This is a genomic window from Acinetobacter sp. RG5, assembly GCF_031844265.1.
GTDB lineage: Bacteria > Pseudomonadota > Gammaproteobacteria > Pseudomonadales > Moraxellaceae > Acinetobacter.
The window spans coordinates 63,054-78,833 of the sequence record NZ_JAUZUV010000002.1 but is presented as its reverse complement, the minus strand read 5'-3'; the positions used below and the strand labels follow the sequence as shown (position 1 = coordinate 78,833).

15 protein-coding genes are annotated in these 15,780 nt (G+C 45.3%); 5 read left to right on the top strand and 10 right to left on the bottom strand.

Annotated features, from left to right (window positions below; translation table 11 throughout):
* Window positions 1-155: 155 nt before the first annotated feature.
* From Q9R21_RS03030 to radA, 9 genes are all read right to left on the bottom strand, one after another.
* On the bottom strand, window positions 156-866 hold the full coding sequence (locus tag Q9R21_RS03030) for a 16S rRNA (uracil(1498)-N(3))-methyltransferase (RefSeq protein WP_311203706.1): 711 nt from the start codon (window positions 864-866) through the stop codon (window positions 156-158).
* A gap of 37 nt (window positions 867-903) precedes the next feature.
* Window positions 904-1,740: a methylenetetrahydrofolate reductase [NAD(P)H] gene (gene metF / locus Q9R21_RS03025; protein ID WP_311203705.1), complete on the bottom strand. Its 837-nt coding sequence runs from the start codon at window positions 1,738-1,740 to the stop codon at window positions 904-906.
* 181 nt (window positions 1,741-1,921) lie between these two features.
* The gene (gene ahcY / locus Q9R21_RS03020; RefSeq protein WP_004645731.1) at window positions 1,922-3,304 is read right to left on the bottom strand and encodes an adenosylhomocysteinase; all 1,383 of its coding nucleotides are present in this window, start codon (window positions 3,302-3,304) and stop codon (window positions 1,922-1,924) included.
* Between the two features lie 379 nt (window positions 3,305-3,683).
* Entirely contained in the window at window positions 3,684-4,208 is a 525-nt protein-coding gene (locus Q9R21_RS03015; RefSeq protein WP_168386981.1) for a tetratricopeptide repeat protein, read from the bottom strand.
* Window positions 4,209-4,305: 97 nt separating this feature from the next.
* The gene (locus tag Q9R21_RS03010; RefSeq protein ID WP_311203704.1) at window positions 4,306-4,644 is read right to left on the bottom strand and encodes a DUF3325 domain-containing protein; all 339 of its coding nucleotides are present in this window, start codon (window positions 4,642-4,644) and stop codon (window positions 4,306-4,308) included.
* Window positions 4,641-6,374: a PepSY-associated TM helix domain-containing protein gene (locus Q9R21_RS03005; protein WP_311203703.1), complete on the bottom strand. Its 1,734-nt coding sequence runs from the start codon at window positions 6,372-6,374 to the stop codon at window positions 4,641-4,643. Before Q9R21_RS03005 ends, Q9R21_RS03010 begins: the two co-directional genes overlap by 4 nt.
* A 1-nt stretch (window position 6,375) precedes the next feature.
* A complete protein-coding gene (locus Q9R21_RS03000) occupies window positions 6,376-6,732 on the bottom strand; it encodes a hypothetical protein (RefSeq protein WP_005106369.1) in 357 nt (118 codons plus the stop codon).
* A 223-nt stretch (window positions 6,733-6,955) separates the two neighbouring features.
* Window positions 6,956-7,960, bottom strand: a complete 1,005-nt coding sequence (locus tag Q9R21_RS02995) for a TIM44-like domain-containing protein (RefSeq protein WP_311203702.1) — start codon at window positions 7,958-7,960, stop codon at window positions 6,956-6,958.
* Window positions 7,961-8,078: 118 nt separating this feature from the next.
* Window positions 8,079-9,470 (bottom strand): DNA repair protein RadA, encoded by a 1,392-nt coding sequence (gene radA, locus Q9R21_RS02990; RefSeq protein WP_004731817.1) that lies wholly within the window; start codon window positions 9,468-9,470, stop codon window positions 8,079-8,081.
* A 174-nt stretch (window positions 9,471-9,644) separates the two neighbouring features.
* Here radA and Q9R21_RS02985 point away from each other — a divergent pair, with 174 nt between their 5' ends.
* Window positions 9,645-10,049: a hypothetical protein gene (locus Q9R21_RS02985; protein ID WP_004645721.1), complete on the top strand. Its 405-nt coding sequence runs from the start codon at window positions 9,645-9,647 to the stop codon at window positions 10,047-10,049.
* Between the two features lie 95 nt (window positions 10,050-10,144).
* Here the strand turns inward: Q9R21_RS02985 and Q9R21_RS02980 are convergent, their stop codons facing one another.
* Window positions 10,145-11,491 carry a sodium:alanine symporter family protein gene (locus Q9R21_RS02980; RefSeq protein ID WP_311203701.1) on the bottom strand — a complete coding sequence of 449 codons (1,347 nt, stop codon included), beginning with the start codon at window positions 11,489-11,491 and terminating at the stop codon, window positions 10,145-10,147.
* A 319-nt stretch (window positions 11,492-11,810) separates the two neighbouring features.
* Between Q9R21_RS02980 and Q9R21_RS02975 the strand changes: the two genes are divergently transcribed.
* The 4 genes from Q9R21_RS02975 (at window position 11,811) to dapF (ending at window position 15,707) form a co-directional block, all read left to right on the top strand.
* Window positions 11,811-13,214, top strand: a complete 1,404-nt coding sequence (locus Q9R21_RS02975) for an amino acid permease (protein WP_311203700.1) — start codon at window positions 11,811-11,813, stop codon at window positions 13,212-13,214.
* A gap of 132 nt (window positions 13,215-13,346) precedes the next feature.
* Entirely contained in the window at window positions 13,347-13,580 is a 234-nt protein-coding gene (locus Q9R21_RS02970) for an LPS translocon maturation chaperone LptM (RefSeq protein ID WP_005247664.1), read from the top strand.
* 24 nt (window positions 13,581-13,604) lie between these two features.
* A complete protein-coding gene (lysA, locus tag Q9R21_RS02965) occupies window positions 13,605-14,849 on the top strand; it encodes a diaminopimelate decarboxylase (RefSeq protein WP_311203699.1) in 1,245 nt (414 codons plus the stop codon).
* Window positions 14,850-14,861: 12 nt separating this feature from the next.
* A complete protein-coding gene (dapF, locus tag Q9R21_RS02960) occupies window positions 14,862-15,707 on the top strand; it encodes a diaminopimelate epimerase (RefSeq protein ID WP_311203698.1) in 846 nt (281 codons plus the stop codon).
* The last annotated feature ends 73 nt before the right edge of the window (window positions 15,708-15,780 follow it).

The window sequence follows — 15,780 nt, the reverse complement described above, 5'->3', positions numbered from 1 at the left end:
CCTAAACGGTTTTCGTCCTTGTGCATTGTTGTTATAAAAACCCCAGGAAATGTGTGAAATCAATTAATAAGTATTTGTTATTCTTTAGTCGAGATTAGATGTCTTAAAAATAAAAATCAACAAAATTAAAGACAAATTTTTACCCATCCGATGAACTAAAGCACATAATTCAAAATTGACAGGGCAACAACAGGAGCAGTTTCGGTACGTAGTACACGCTCGCCGATACACCAGTTGAGAAAACCTTTCTGGTTTGCGGCACTAATTTCTGCCTCACTCAAGCCACCTTCGGGGCCAATCAGCAGGGCAAGATCTAAAGTCGCATCTGCCAGTACATCTGTTTCATCTTTATTGGGTGCTAAAACCAGTTTGGTGTTCGGAAGTTCAGTATCCAGCCATTTTTCAAGTGACATGGGCGCTAAAATTTCAGGCACAATGTTTAGACCACATTGTTCACAAGCCGCAATAGCAATGCCTTGCCAGTGATCCAGCTTTTTCTGGTCGCGATCATACTTTAAACGCATTTCACAACGATCCGAAGTCAGCAGCTGAATTTCGGAAACGCCCAGTTCGACTGCTTTCTGAATCGCATAATCCATACGGTCGCCTTTACTCATCACCTGACCGAGCAAAGCCTGGAACTTTGGTGTGCGATTGGCAGGATTAAATGCATTGACCGAGACGGTGGCTGATTTTTTATCAACCTCGGTTAAAGTCACGTCATATTCGCCACCCTGTCCATTGAACAGGGTCGCGCTTTCACCGACTTGCGCGCGTAAAACCTTTACCCAATGATGAAATACAGTTTCCGTAAGCTCAAGGCTGACATCAATAGTTAAATCAGCATCTATATAAAAACGTGGCATTGATCGTTCTACTCAAAAAATCGGTGAAATAAAGGGCTTAAGCTAAACCAAGATCGGTGACCAGCTGACGGGTCGGGTCAGTAGTATTCATGGTGTAGAAATGCAAGCTTGGCGCACCACCTGCAAGTAGACGCTCACAGAATTTAACCACAACTTCATGGCCAAAGGCTTTAATGCTGGCAGTATCGTCACCATAAGTTGCCAGTTGCTTGCGAATCCAGCGTGGAATTTCAGCACCGGTACCATCAGCAAAGCGAATCAGGTTGCTGGAATTGGTAATTGGCATGATGCCTGGCGCAACCGGAATATCGATTCCTGCTTTCTGGATACGATCTACAAAGTAAAAGTAAGCATCTGGATTGAAGAAGAACTGGGTTAAAGCAGCATTGGCACCAGCTTGTACTTTTTCAACAAAGTGCTGGATGTCTTGATCAAAGCTTTCTGCCTGTGGATGCATTTCCGGATAAGCTGCGACTTCAATTTTAAAATGATCGCCTGAATGTTCGCGGATAAAGCGAACCAGATCAGCGGCATAGGGTAATTCACCCAAACCGACCTGACCAGAAGGCAAGTCACCACGCAGGGCAACAATACGGTTAATGCCTTGAGATTTGTACAGGTCTAGAAGTTCAGCAATACGCGCTTTGTCATCACCAATACAAGACAGGTGAGGGGCAACAGGTGCGCCTTTGCCATTAAAGTCATTGATAGTAGACAGGGTGCGTTCACGAGTGGAACCACCAGCACCATAGGTCACAGAGAAGAACTCTGGATTTAAGAGTTGTAGCTCTTGATGCACAACTTTGAGTTTTTCCGCACCTACATCAGTTTTGGTCGGGAAGAATTCAAATGAAATTGGAATCTGTTTAGACATGTTCAAATCCTTTTTATAAATACTTGTAATTTTGGATTGCCCTCATCCTAACCTTCTCCCAAAGGGAGAAGGGACTTCCATTACGATAGTTAAAGTCTTTAAAACTTACCCTCTAACTATTTTCACAATAGAAGTTTCCCTCTCCTTTTAGGAGAGGGCTAGGGAGAGGTAAAAACAAAAATTAGTATTTATAAGCATCAGACTTGAATGGACCTTCAACTTGAACGCCTAAGTAATCCGCTTGTTCTTGAGTCAATTGAGTCAAGACACCACCGAAACCAGCAACCATCGCAGCAGCAACTTCTTCATCTAATTTCTTAGGAAGAAGTTCTACACGAATTTGTGCAGCTTTTTCAGATTCTGGAAGATCAGCAAATTTCTCAGCGAATAAATGCATTTGACCCAATACCTGGTTGGCAAATGAACCATCCATAATACGTGATGGGTGACCAGTCGCATTACCAAGGTTCACCAAACGGCCTTCAGAAAGAAGGATCAGGTAATCATTTTCATTTTCTGAACGATACACCTGGTGTACTTGAGGTTTAACTTCAACCCACTTGTAGCCACGTAGGTAAGCTGTATCAATTTCAGTATCAAAGTGACCGATGTTACAAACAACTGCACCAGCTTTTAATGAATCAAGCATTGCAGCGTCACATACGTGGTAGTTACCTGTTGTAGTTACGATAAGGTCAGTGTTTTGAAGAAGGTCAACATTGATGTCTTCTTTCTTGCCAGTTTGCACGCCATTTTTGTATGGAGATACAACTTCATAACCGTCCATGCATGCTTGCATTGCACAGATTGGGTCAACTTCAGTTACGCGTACAATCATGCCTTCTTGACGAAGGGATTGTGCAGAACCTTTACCTACGTCACCGTAACCGATTACAAGCGCACGACGGCCAGATAAAAGCATATCTGTACCACGTTTGATTGCATCGTTCAGTGAGTGACGGCAACCGTATTTGTTGTCGTTTTTAGACTTGGTTACTGAATCGTTTACGTTGATTGCAGGAACTTTTAAAGTGCCATCACGAAGCATTTCGTACAGACGTTGAACACCTGTCGTTGTTTCTTCAGTTACACCGTGAATTTTTGCAATCACTTCTGGATATTTTTCATGAACAAGTAGCGTTAAGTCACCGCCATCGTCAAGAATCATGTTGGCATCCCAAGGCGTGCCATTTACATTGATTTGTTGTTCAAGACACCACATGTATTCTTCTTCAGTTTCGCCTTTCCAAGCAAATACAGGAATGCCCGCAGCAGCGATTGCAGCAGCAGCATGGTCTTGAGTTGAGAAGATGTTACATGAAGTCCAGCGAACTTCTGCACCCAATTCAACCAGCGTTTCAATTAAAACGGCAGTTTGAATGGTCATGTGGATACAGCCGAGAATTTTCGCGCCTGCAAGCGGTTTTGCTGCTGAGTAGCGTTTACGCAGACCCATTAGGGCTGGCATTTCAGCTTCAGCAAGTTTAATTTCTTTACGGCCGTAATCAGCAAGTGAAATATCAGCAACTTTATAATCTGTAAATGAAGCAGTAACCGCGTTCATCAGGATCTCCTAGGAAAAAATAGATTGGATCGTTCTGTTCGCGGATGCCGTTGTTGATCAGAACGAATGTCTGACCGATGGTCGAGCCTAGCGATTTTACATTTAGTGCCTGTAAAACGTCGCAGCATCCCTCGACTAGCGCAGTATTGTACTTGGATTCTATGAATGAGCCAAGTTGAAAAAAGATAATATTAATTGTTTTCTAAGTTTTGAGTTTTTAGTTGATCAAAAGCCTGTCAGCCTGTAGGCATTAAAATCGAATATTTTCTATTTATTCTTTTTTTGATTCTCCCGCCTCACAGGGGAATAAGCACGATATTTAATTTTATCGTCATGATTATGCGTTTAAAAAAGCCCATCATTTGACGGGCTTTTCGTTTTATTTAGCTTCTTGCTCAGCAGCATCCGCTTTTTGGGTCCAGAACTCAGCTAGTTCTTCATCGCCATCTACACCTAAACCGTTCGCATAAATAAAAGCAAGATCGCGCATGGCCTGAACTTCGCCCCATTCCGCAGCCTGTTTGACTAAAGAAATCGATTTCTCTACATCTTTTTCAATCACATCACCACGACGGTAGAAACCGGCCAGCTCTAAAGTCGCAGCAGGGTGCTTCTCGATATTGGCCTTGCTTAACCAGTAATAGGCTAACTCAAAGTGAGCTTTGGATTCTTCCGGATCTTCTTCTGCTAATTCTTTGGCATAAACGGTATAACCTTCACCTAACCAGTACATTGCATCCACCAGCCCGCCGTTGGCAGCTTTCAATGCCCATTCTTCAGCCAGAATGATGTCATCATCATGCTCGCTTTGCATATACAGCTCAGCCAGTTCAAATTGCGCTTCAGCATTACCGGCTAAGGCAAGATTGGTCAGGACAGCAGAGGGAGAAACACGCTGGGTCATATCAACATCTCAAAAATATTGTGCGTAGACTAAAAGGTTTAAAGCAAAAAAGCCAATCCGAAGGCCAGCTTTTTAAAGAGATTGGTCAATCAAATGATTAGATCAAGCAAATAATCCCTGAGATCGAAGCGATGAACACACAGAACATTACGATCACTTTAATTCTACTTGCCAGATAGCTCAGACTTAAACCGACCACCAGTGCTGCAAAAGTCAGACTACCCAGCCAGTAACTGATCATATTGCTGGCAAATCCTGTTAACAGACACAGAATCAGGGCAATTATGAGCAATACCCAACCCAGAATAGTCGCAAGTTGTGTTTTTTTAGGGTTGAGTTCTGTGTCAAAAATCTGTTTTTGATGTTTGGACATCGACATTGCAAGTGCAAAGAAACCCAGTGAAGTTAAAGCCCAAATCAATAAGAAGAACATCATGCCTGATTCTCCTTGAGAGCAGCCTTGGCTTTTTTAGAGGGTAAGCCTTTATGGTTTTTCACTTTTTTAAATGAAAACCAGAACAAGATCGCAAGCACCCACATCGCCAGATCAAAAGAAGTAATGACCCATTGACCATGCATAATGGTGTTCCAGATCGCTTGACCACCGGTCAAGAAGTTCACAATTGGCAGCAAGGCAAATGCAGCAGTGGCGAGCAGTAATAGTTCCAGCCAGGCCTGATGATGAGTGCGAATCATGGCATACAGTAAAGTCAGCAACCAGACAATAAAGAAGCTACGAATTTCCCAGTTCAGACGCATGTCCATGTCTGCCGGAATAAAACGGTTGGCATAAAAATAGGCAGCACAGGCAATCGGTAAACCAATAATGGCAGCGATATTGGTGACTTCAACCACGCGATAGCCAAAGGATTTATAGCCTTGCTTCTGTTGTTGTGGCGCACGTTTGACACACCATAGAATTAGACCAGTCGCAATCATTAGTGTACCGACCACACCTGACATGAACAATAACCAGCGTAAAGCCAGATCCACGCCCCGTGCTTCATGCAATGTGGTGAATACATTATAAATACCATTTGCGATTGAAGGCGTTTTCAGGGTGGTTTGATCCGGCTCTAAATCACCGGTCACACCATTGAAAGCAAGGCTCGGATAAACATTACGATAAGCTACGCTGACTCCGTTTAAGGCACGAAGCTCAATTTCTGCTTTTAGGGTATTTGGCTGGATGATAGTAATCGTGCCAACTGGATTATTTTTCCATTCTTTTTCGGCTGTTGCCAAGATCGGAGCCAGATCGGTTAACGGTGCAGGAGATGCAGCTTGCATTTCATCACGAGAGCGGCGACTTTCACCACGTGCAGACATTTCACCGCGCTCGCCACGATTTTCTCTCTCAGCTTGCGGTCGACGTTCTTTACTCTCACTACGGCCTTCACGGGATTCAGCTTGAATACTGTTGTCTTGAACCAAACTCTTGCGTTGATCTTGCAGAAATGCACCTCGATTTTCATAAATCTGGTTTACGCCCCAAGGCATCAGGGTAAACAGCAATAATAATAAGCCACTGAAGGTAATCATGATGTGAAAGGGCAGGGCAAATACCGCAGTAGCATTGTGTGCATCCAACCAGGAACGCTGACCTTTGCCGGGACGGAAAGTAAAAAAATCCTTGAAAATTTTCTTATGGGTAATGACACCGCTGATGATTGCCACCAGCATGAGCAGGGTCGCAATGCCGACAATCCAGCGCGCCCAAATTCTTGGCAAACCATACAATTCAAAGTGGAAACGGTATAGGAAGGAACCGCCACGTGTTTCACGCGCTTGCAAAACTTCGCCCGTGGCGCTGTCAATCGTCACGCGGGTACCGCCACGACGGGCACGTGGATCTTCGCTGGCACTACGAATAGTCAGGGTGGTAGTATTTTGGCGTGAGTTAGGAAGCTGGATTGCCCAGCTGCCGGCATGCGGATGGTGCTGTTGCAGATAAGCCAGTGCCACACGGGTTTGTTCGATTTGAGTCTTTGGTGGAACTGACTGATGAAATTCCGGTTTCATCCAGACGGTAATTTCGTTCTGGAAAAAGCTTAAGGTTCCGGTCAAGAAAATCGCATATAAAAGCCAGCCTAAAATCAGACTGGCCCAGGTATGCAACCACGACATCGACTGGCGTGGACCTTCGGGTTTTGCATCTACTCTCATCTCAATTTCCTAAAAGCTTATAGGCGATATAGAGTAAAACACCGGGAATCGCGATCCCGAGCGTAGCTTTGAGCGTCTTATTCACCATAAATACCCAGATAAATGCAGCAGCATTCAAGCTAAAGCCAATCAGGGTGGCGGACATGGCTGCACTGCTTCCACTGTCGATAAAAAGCTGGGCAATCACGATCGTTGCCAGTGTAGCCAGTAGATAACCGCCAGCACCCGCCAGAATAAAGCGATATAAAATCATCCCACGATAAGCCAGCATATTTGCTTTGACTTTATTTTTGCTTGATGGTTTCGGTGCAGTAACTGTTCCAGTCGCTATGGCTTGCATATTCGGACTATTCATCATCGAAAATTCTATTTACAAACTTATGAAGTAATTAATGATAATGATAACAATTATTGTTTAGATTTTAAATATGGGTTGTTGAACTATTTATATGAAAAATAAGTAAAACTGGAAGTTAAGTTAAAAAAGAGAGGGGGAAGGAAATTAAAAAAGATCAAAATGTAAGGCTTACAAATAAAAACAGCGGCTCGAAGGCCGCTGTCTAAACTTCATTTATTCACGATTAGTCTTGCTGAATACCTGCAACCACCCAGTCCTGATTTGAACCTGCTGGTTTGGTGAAATGCCAGATTTCTGCGAACGGTTGCGGCAAGCTGTTTAAGTCTTCGCTTACCGTACCTGTAAAGCGTACGCTGACAATATACTGGCCATTGTCAGTCGATGAGTCGACGACCATCGCATTCAGATTTGAAAACTCGGCAACATCCTGATCCTGATTGCTCATGATGTCGTTATACATTGACTGATAAAGTTCAGGAGTCAGATAACGCTGAATTTCAGAAATGTTGCTTGCTGTATTCATGGACTGAATATGGTTAAAACGCTGACGCGCTACACGCAAGAATGCTGCAGGTTCAGTACCATCCGATAACTGGCTGCCACTTTGGGTATAAGCTGCACCAAAAGGCGCGTTATTTACCGGAGCAGAACCGAACGGAGCATTGTTGCTTGACGTTTGACCACCCACATTCTGACCAAAAATATTGGTACTGTCACCACCGCGAGGTGCAGTCGGTGCCTGACCAAAAGGTGCTGTATTACCAGCACCGCTATTTGGTGCGTATGGGTTAGAAGCTACTTTTTTTTTTGCGCCCATCTTACGGAAAATGAAGAAGGCAACAGCAGCAGCAAGAAGGATCCAGATCCAGCCTGGAATACCACCTTTTTCCTCTTCGGCTTGAGCAGCCTGAGCTTCAGATGCTGCTACACTTTGATCATCCGCCAAGGCATTGGCAGCGACTGCACCAATTGCGGCACCCGCTACACCCGCAGCAACCATGCCGCCGACACCCGGACCGGATTTTTGCTGGGTTGCAGCACCGGCAACTGGCGCTTGTTGAGCAGGCGCAGCTTGACGAGGTTGTTGATAAGATTGAGTAGGTTGTGCAGAACGTTGCATGCCGTGACTTTTACCGCCACCGGCACGTTTTGCTTCAGCTGCAAAAGGCGCAACCAATAAAACTGCTGTCAAGATACCTGTGATCAAACCGCGCTGTCGAACTTCCATTCATTTTTCCTATGAGAATAAAACCTGTTTGTACAGTCTATTTATATAGGCTTTGTGTGGAATTTCAATCAAAAATCTGTATTTTTTTGCTCTTTGTACGAAATGAGCCGGTTTACAGTTAATTGAGTTCATCACTCAGCGCCATTGCCTCGCTCAAGGCTTCATGTAAACGCGCAACTGCAATAATTTGCACGCCCTCGATGGATTTTTGCGGTGCATTGCCGCGAGGGACAATAATGTATTTAAAACCATGCTTGATCGCTTCTTTTAGGCGCTCCTGGCCGTTCGGCACAGGGCGAATCTCTCCAGACAGTCCGACTTCCCCAAAAACCGCCAGCTGTTGCGGTAAGGCTTTGCCACGAATACTAGAAGCGCAGGCGAGAAGTACCGCCAGATCCGAACCGGTTTCGGTAATTTTCAACCCACCGACGATATTGACATAAACATCCTGGCCGGAGGTTTGCACACCACCATGCCGATGCATGACTGCAAGGAGCATATTCAAGCGGTTCTGATCCAGGCCAAGTGCTACACGTCTTGGTTGGCCATGTGCATCATCGACCAGTGCCTGAACTTCAACCAGAAGCGGGCGCGTACCTTCACGGCTGATCATTACAATTGAACCGGGAATCGCTTCATCATAACGGCTTAAAAAGATGGCTGAAGGATTGGAAACTTCGCGTAGACCTTTATCGGTCATGCCGAACACACCGAGTTCATTGACTGCACCAAAACGGTTTTTGACCGCTCGAATCATCCGGTAACGTGAATCCGATTGGCCTTCAAAATACAGCACACAGTCGACCATATGTTCCAGTACGCGCGGACCTGCCAAGGCGCCTTCTTTGGTCACATGACCGACCAAGAATAAAGATGTACCGCTATTTTTGGCAAAACGGGTCAGCAGAGCCGCTGATTCACGAATCTGTGAGACACCACCCGGTGCAGATTGTAGGGTCTCGGTATACAGGGTTTGGATCGAGTCCAAAATGGCCACCGCAGGACGTTGCTGGGCCAGCACTTCACAAATACGTTCGACACAGGTTTCTGCCATGACTTTGAGCTGATCGGTCGGCAGATCCAGACGCTGGGCACGTAAAGCCACCTGAGACAAGGATTCCTCACCGGTCACATACAGGGCTGGATTTTTGGCAGATGCCATGTGCGTGGCTGTTTGTAGCAAGATGGTAGATTTACCAATCCCGGGATCACCGCCGATCAAGACCACCGAACCGGTCACCAGTCCGCCACCCAAGACCCGGTCAAATTCGCTGATCCCCGTCGGCAGACGGGTTTCATGAGAGACTGAAACCTGATTTAAAGTCGTGATGCTGGACGCCTGGCCTGCATATCCACCACCGATTTTTGGCTGGGCGCGATGCGTCACTGCCGGTGCAATGGTCACCTCAACCAGGCTGTTCCATTCCCCGCATTCAGAACACTGCCCCGACCATTTTGGATGATCGGCACCACACTGTTCACAACGATACACACTTTTTGCTTTAGCCATATTTGAAGATGTAGCGATTGAAATTGAGTGACAGCATAGCGGTGAATGCTATAGAAAACCAAGCCTTTCACCTGAAAAATCATAGTTTTTACGACAAGGCTTGTCGTTTTTATTTATGCTGATTTGAATGCTATGCGTCAACGCCGTCTATAATGCCCATCTTGTTATGCTGGAATGGAACAGATCTTGTCACAATTGCTGAAACATATTGATGCGATCGCACGTGAAAAAAACCGTGATGTGCTGTTTGTGCATTTTGATCATTATGTCCATCCAGATCGGGACGCAAACTCGGTTCGCCAAATGTTGATCGGCTGGCTAGAGCAACAGGGCATTGTCTATATGCCGTGTTTAGGTGTGGATCAAACCGTCCATAGTGAAATCTACCTGGGTGGTCTTTATCTGGATGTACCTTTTGATCTGCATCATAAAACCTATCAAAAATTGAGTGGGTATCTGGAAGATGAACAGGGCAATATGAAAATTAAAGGCATTCAGTTTTTTGTTTTATCTTTAGGACTAGCGTTGGAGCTTGAATCTGAGTGGGACAAGCTGGCTTGTAGTGGTTTACGTTGCTAAATTTTCATGATGAAGAATGGAAAAGATGAAGCATAAAAAGCCACGATTGACGTGGCTCTTTACTATTTAAGTTGAGTAGTTAAATAACTTATCAATTAATAAAGTTCACCAGATTTACGTCTTGCAATAAAGTCTTTCGATTCCTTGGCAATCACTCCGGATAAAAGCAATAGTGCAATTAAGTTTGGAACCGCCATGAGCCCATTAAAGGTATCGGCGAAGAGCCAAACCAGATCAAGGGTCGCCACACAGCCAATAAATACCGAAGCGATATAAATAATGCGATAGGGCAGCACAAACTTCTCACCGAGCAAATAAGTGGCACATTTCTCGCCATAGTAGCTCCAACCCAAGATGGTGGAATAAGCAAAGAAAATAATCCCGAGGGTCACAATCCAGCCGCCGATCCCAGGCAACAGTTTGTCAAACGCGCTGATGGTCAATACTGCACCGGTTTGATCTCCGAATGAATTACCGGCCATGATATAACCCATCACCAGAACAATACCGGTAATTGAACAGACAATAATCGTATCAATAAACGTACCGGTCATAGACACCAGACCTTGACGGGCCGGATGATCGGTTTTTGCCGCTGCGGCAGCAATCGGCGCAGAACCCATGCCGGCTTCGTTGGAGAATACACCACGTGCCACACCATAACGAATCGCTGCACCAATCGCACCGCCCACTGCAGCTTCACCAGTAAATGCATAGCTGAAGATCATTTTTAGTGCCGGCACGACCAGTTCCAGATTATTTAAAATAATAATCAGACCGCCAGCCACATAACCCACCGCCATAATCGGCACGATCACAGAAGAAGCTTTGGAAATCGATTTGATTCCGCCCAGAATCACCAGTGCTGAAAAGGCAGTGATAATGATCCCCGTCATCCAGGTTTCAATGCCCAGGCTGTTTTCAACTGCCAGTGCTACAGTATTCGACTGTACTGAACTGCCGATCCCAAAAGAAGCCAGTGTCCCGAACAAAGCGAAAATCAGTGCCAGCCATTTCCATTTCAGACCACGCTCGATGTAGTACATCGGACCACCGGACATTTCACCTTTCTCATTTTTGACTCGGTATTTGACTGCGAGAACACCTTCGCCATATTTGGTCGCCATACCAAACAGGGCAGTCATCCACATCCAGAACACGGCGCCCGGACCACCGAGAACACAGGCAGTGGCTACACCGGCAATATTACCGGTACCAATCGTGGCAGAGAGTGCGGTCATCAATGAAGCAAATTGGGAAATATCACCTGAATGCTCAGGGTGCTTGCCAAAGACCTGTTTAAAGGCTAAAGGCAACATGCGGAACTGCCAGAACAATAAACGAAAGGTAAGGAAGATCCCGGTACCGACAATCAGTACCAGCATATAAGGGCCCCAGACCCAGCCGCTTAAAGTTTCCATTAAACTTTGTAAATTTTGCATAAAATTCTTCTTATTGATCCATGTCTGTGTAGTTCGAGGTATTGATTAAAAAGCAATTGCTATGCCAGATGCATTCATCCTGAATGCATAAATTGGCTGAATAGTGTTCTATTTTTTACACAGTTTTAAAAATTTGACAAGAAATTACTGGAATATCGCAGGTCAAAAATAAAGCAGAAATGTAACTGTAGAGCGATATAAGAAAAATAAATTAACTTCTTCAATTAATCAGGAAATACAAATGATGCAAATTTTATTTTTGTATTCAGCATTTTTTACGTTAATTTGTCGCGAGTAAAACTCAAAGTTGTAATTAATAATGTCAGAAAAATATAACAATTCGTCGGCAGAGCACGGTGAATTAAAGCGGAGTTTGTCCAATCGGCACCTACAGTTAATTGCCATTGGGGGCGCCATCGGAACCGGCCTGTTTATGGGTTCGGGTAAAACCATCAGTCTCGCAGGTCCTTCGATTCTGGTGATCTATATGATCATCGGTTTTATGGTCTTTCTGGTGATGCGTGCATTGGGTGAGCTGTTACTCTCCAATTTACAATATAAATCATTTATTGATTTTGCCACGGATCTGATCGGGCCTTGGGCCGGATACTTTGTTGGCTGGACCTACTGGCTATGCTGGATCACCATCGGGATCGCAGATCTGTCAGCCATTATTTATTATCTGCAATTCTTCAATAATGGCTTGCCCTTTAGCCCTGAAGAAGGCGTCATGATCAGTGTTGCCGCGATTGTGTTTATCATGGGGTTGAATCTGGTCACGGTAAAACTGTTTGGTGAAATGGAGTTCTGGTTTGCCCTGGTCAAAATTATCGCCATTGTGGTGCTGATTGCTGTTGGTCTGTGGATGGTGTTTACTGGCTTTACCAATGATGCCGGTACGGTCGCATCCTTTAGTCATATCTGGGAGCATGGCGGTTTGTTCCCAACGGGTGCCATGGGCTTCCTGGCCGGTTTCCAGATTGCAATCTTTGCCTTTGTGGGGGTGGAACTGGTGGGTACTACCGCGGCTGAAACCAAAGATCCGGAAAAGAACCTACCAAAAGCGGTGAACTCTATTCCGATCCGTATCATTATTTTCTATGTATTGGCACTGCTAATTGTGATGTCAGTGACACCGTGGAACCAGATTGATCCGAATGTATCACCGTTTGTGAACCTGTTCAGTCAGGCTGGCATTGCAGCGGCTGCGATCATCATGAACCTGGTGGTATTGTCCTCGGTGATGTCATCGATGAACAGTGGCGTATTCTCAACCAGTCGTATGCTGTTTGGCCTGTCGCGTGAAGAGCAGGCACCGGTTGCCTTTGGTCGCTTGAACCGTCGCGCAGTGCCTGCAAATGCCCTGTATTTTTCTGCCGTGTGTTTGTTGCTGGGTGCAGCACTGCAGTATTTCGTTCCGGATACTGTTCGGGCCTTTACCTTGGCCACGACTTTATCCACGATTCTGTTTATTTGTGTCTGGATCATCATTATCTGGAGCTATATCGTGTATTACAAAACACGTCCAGAGCTGCATGCCAAATCGACCTTTAAGCTGCCAGGTGGTTTATTGACTTGTTGGGTCGTGATTATTTTCTTCCTGAGCATGATCGTGGTTTTGGCGCTGGAAGAGGATACTCGTCAGGCACTGATGATCAGTCCGATCTGGTTTATCCTGCTGATCATTGGCTATTTTGGTTTGTATAAACAGAAACATAAATAAACCTTATCAATAAAAACGTCAGCGATCTGCTGGCGTTTTTTTTTGTCTAAAGATACTCTCTAGCGTTTAACGCTTGGGTCATGCCGAATGATCGCGTTATACTTCATCGAAACTATTACATTAGGTGGTCAGATGCGCCAAGTCATTTGCTACATCAGTATCTTAGCGACAGGTCTTGTTCTTGCAGGTTGTGGACAGTCAGGTGCTTTGCACTTGCCGAATGATCCGAATTACGACAAGCGTGCCAAGTATCTGTTATACAAAAATACTGAAACTGAGCCTAAAGCGTCCGATGAAAAACGCGAGGCACCCGTGCAACAACAGTTTGCTGCACCTACAGATTCAGACGTTAAAACCACACCATAACGCTTTCACAGAAAGGATACCTTCATGAGTTTCACCCGCATTAATGGGGTATTGCACGCTGAGCAATGTTCATTACAACAGCTCGCGGAGCAATTCGGCACACCACTCTATGTTTATTCTAAAGCCACTTTGGAAAAGCATTTTTTAGATATGGACCGTGCTTTTGATTTTATCCACCATCAAATCTGTTTTGCGGTAAAGTCCAACTCTAATCTTGCGGTATTGAATGTATTGGCCAAACAGGGTGCCGGTTTTGATATTGTGACCGGTGGTGAATTGGCGCGTGTGCTGAAAGCCGGTGGTGATGCATCGAAAATCGTATTTTCGGGCTTGGGTAAATCTGAAGCGGATATCAAAAAAGCGTTGGAAGTCGGCATTGCCTGCTTTAACGTGGAATCTTATGCCGAGCTGGATCGTATCCAGAAGGTTGCGGCTGAATTAAATATCAAAGCGCCGATTTCATTGCGTGTCAATCCGGATGTCGATGCCAAAACCCATCCTTATATTTCAACGGGCTTAAAAGAAAATAAATTCGGTATTCCATCGGATAGCGTGTTCGAAACCTATCAATATGCGGCGTCATTGCCAAATCTGGATGTGGTCGGGATTGACTGCCATATCGGTTCACAGTTGACTGAAACCCAGCCATTTGTCGATGCACTGGATCGTGTCATTGTCATGATTGACCAGTTAAAAGAGCTGGGCATTCACCTCAAACACATTGATATCGGTGGCGGTCTGGGCGTGAAGTATAAAGATGAAACCCCGCCGTCGGTTGAAGAATATGCCAATGCGCTGCGTCCGGCTTTAGAAAAGTTGGGCTTGAAAGTATATATGGAACCGGGACGTAGTATTTCTGCCAATGCGGGTGTGCTGCTGACTAAAGTGGATCTGTTGAAGCCGACCAAGCACCGTAATTTCGCGATCATTGATGCAGCGATGAATGACCTGATTCGCCCTGCGTTATATGAAGCATGGATGGATATTCAGTCTGTGACACCGCGTAACGATGTCGAAGCAAAAGAATGGGATGTGGTGGGTGCCATCTGTGAAACTGGTGACTTCCTCGGTAAAGAGCGCGAGCTTGCGATCAAGGAAAATGATGTGCTGGCTGTACTTGGCGCTGGTGCATACGGTTTTGTGATGAGCTCAAATTACAACAGCCGTGGTCGTGCTGCTGAAGTAATGGTCGATGCTGATCAGGCACATTTGATTCGTGAACGTGAGACGATTGAATCACTTTGGGAACGTGAGCGTTTATTGCCTTAAGGATAAATCAGGATGTTATTAGAATTTACCAAGATGCATGGTCTGGGCAATGACTTTATGGTGGTTGATCTGATCAGCCAGCGTGCTTATTTAGACACTTTGACCATTCAGCGTTTGGCCAATCGTAACTTCGGCATTGGTTTTGATCAACTCTTGGTGGTTGAGCCACCCGATGTCCCAAGTGCAGACTTTAAATATCGGATTTTTAATGCCGATGGTTCAGAAGTGGAACAATGTGGCAATGGTGTGCGCTGTTTTGCCAAATTTGTACATGATCGTCAGCTCACCACCAAAACCAAAATCAAGGTGCAAACCAAATCTGGTATTGTTGAGCCGGAATTGGGTGTGAATGGTTGGGTACGGGTCAATATGGGCTATCCAAAATTCCTGCCTCAGGAAATTCCATTTGTGGCTGATGCGCCGGAGAGCCTGTATGACATCGATCTTGCTGGCGGTGAAAAGCTGACCATTGATGTGGTCAATATGGGGAATCCACATGCGGTGACAATTGTACCGGATGTGATCGCTGCTGATGTCGCACGTATTGGTCCACAAGTTGAATCACATGCGCGCTTCCCGGCACGAGTCAATGCTGGCTTTATGCAGATTATTGATGAAAAACATGCACGTTTACGTGTGTACGAGCGTGGTGTAGGCGAGACCTTAGCTTGTGGTACAGGTGCCTGTGCTGCCGCAATTTCAGGTATGCGCCGTGGTCTGCTGTCGAGCAAAGTGGAAGTTGAACTGGCAGGCGGCAAGCTGCAAATTGAATGGAAAGAAGGTGATGTGGTCTGGATGACCGGACCAACGGCGACCGTGTATGAAGGACGTCTGGATTTACGTTATTTCCAGGGTTAAGCTTGGTTCCGCTTGAGAAAAAAGCACTGTCTGATCGATGGTGCTTTTTTTATGCTAGGATGGGAAAAACCGT

Excerpts from the sequence above, each read along its gene's own strand:
- Q9R21_RS03030 (WP_311203706.1), bottom strand. The coding sequence starts at position 866 with ATGCCACGTTTTTATATAGATGCTGATTTAACTATTGATGTCAGCCTT.
- metF (WP_311203705.1), bottom strand. The coding sequence starts at position 1,740 with ATGTCTAAACAGATTCCAATTTCATTTGAATTCTTCCCGACCAAAACT.
- ahcY (WP_004645731.1), bottom strand. The coding sequence starts at position 3,304 with ATGAACGCGGTTACTGCTTCATTTACAGATTATAAAGTTGCTGATATT.
- Q9R21_RS03015 (WP_168386981.1), bottom strand. The coding sequence starts at position 4,208 with ATGACCCAGCGTGTTTCTCCCTCTGCTGTCCTGACCAATCTTGCCTTA.
- Q9R21_RS03010 (WP_311203704.1), bottom strand. The coding sequence starts at position 4,644 with ATGATGTTCTTCTTATTGATTTGGGCTTTAACTTCACTGGGTTTCTTT.
- Q9R21_RS03005 (WP_311203703.1), bottom strand. The coding sequence starts at position 6,374 with ATGAGAGTAGATGCAAAACCCGAAGGTCCACGCCAGTCGATGTCGTGG.
- Q9R21_RS03000 (WP_005106369.1), bottom strand. The coding sequence starts at position 6,732 with ATGATGAATAGTCCGAATATGCAAGCCATAGCGACTGGAACAGTTACT.
- Q9R21_RS02995 (WP_311203702.1), bottom strand. The coding sequence starts at position 7,960 with ATGGAAGTTCGACAGCGCGGTTTGATCACAGGTATCTTGACAGCAGTT.
- radA (WP_004731817.1), bottom strand. The coding sequence starts at position 9,470 with ATGGCTAAAGCAAAAAGTGTGTATCGTTGTGAACAGTGTGGTGCCGAT.
- Q9R21_RS02985 (WP_004645721.1), top strand. The coding sequence starts at position 9,645 with ATGGAACAGATCTTGTCACAATTGCTGAAACATATTGATGCGATCGCA.
- Q9R21_RS02980 (WP_311203701.1), bottom strand. The coding sequence starts at position 11,491 with ATGCAAAATTTACAAAGTTTAATGGAAACTTTAAGCGGCTGGGTCTGG.
- Q9R21_RS02975 (WP_311203700.1), top strand. The coding sequence starts at position 11,811 with ATGTCAGAAAAATATAACAATTCGTCGGCAGAGCACGGTGAATTAAAG.
- Q9R21_RS02970 (WP_005247664.1), top strand. The coding sequence starts at position 13,347 with ATGCGCCAAGTCATTTGCTACATCAGTATCTTAGCGACAGGTCTTGTT.
- lysA (WP_311203699.1), top strand. The coding sequence starts at position 13,605 with ATGAGTTTCACCCGCATTAATGGGGTATTGCACGCTGAGCAATGTTCA.
- dapF (WP_311203698.1), top strand. The coding sequence starts at position 14,862 with ATGTTATTAGAATTTACCAAGATGCATGGTCTGGGCAATGACTTTATG.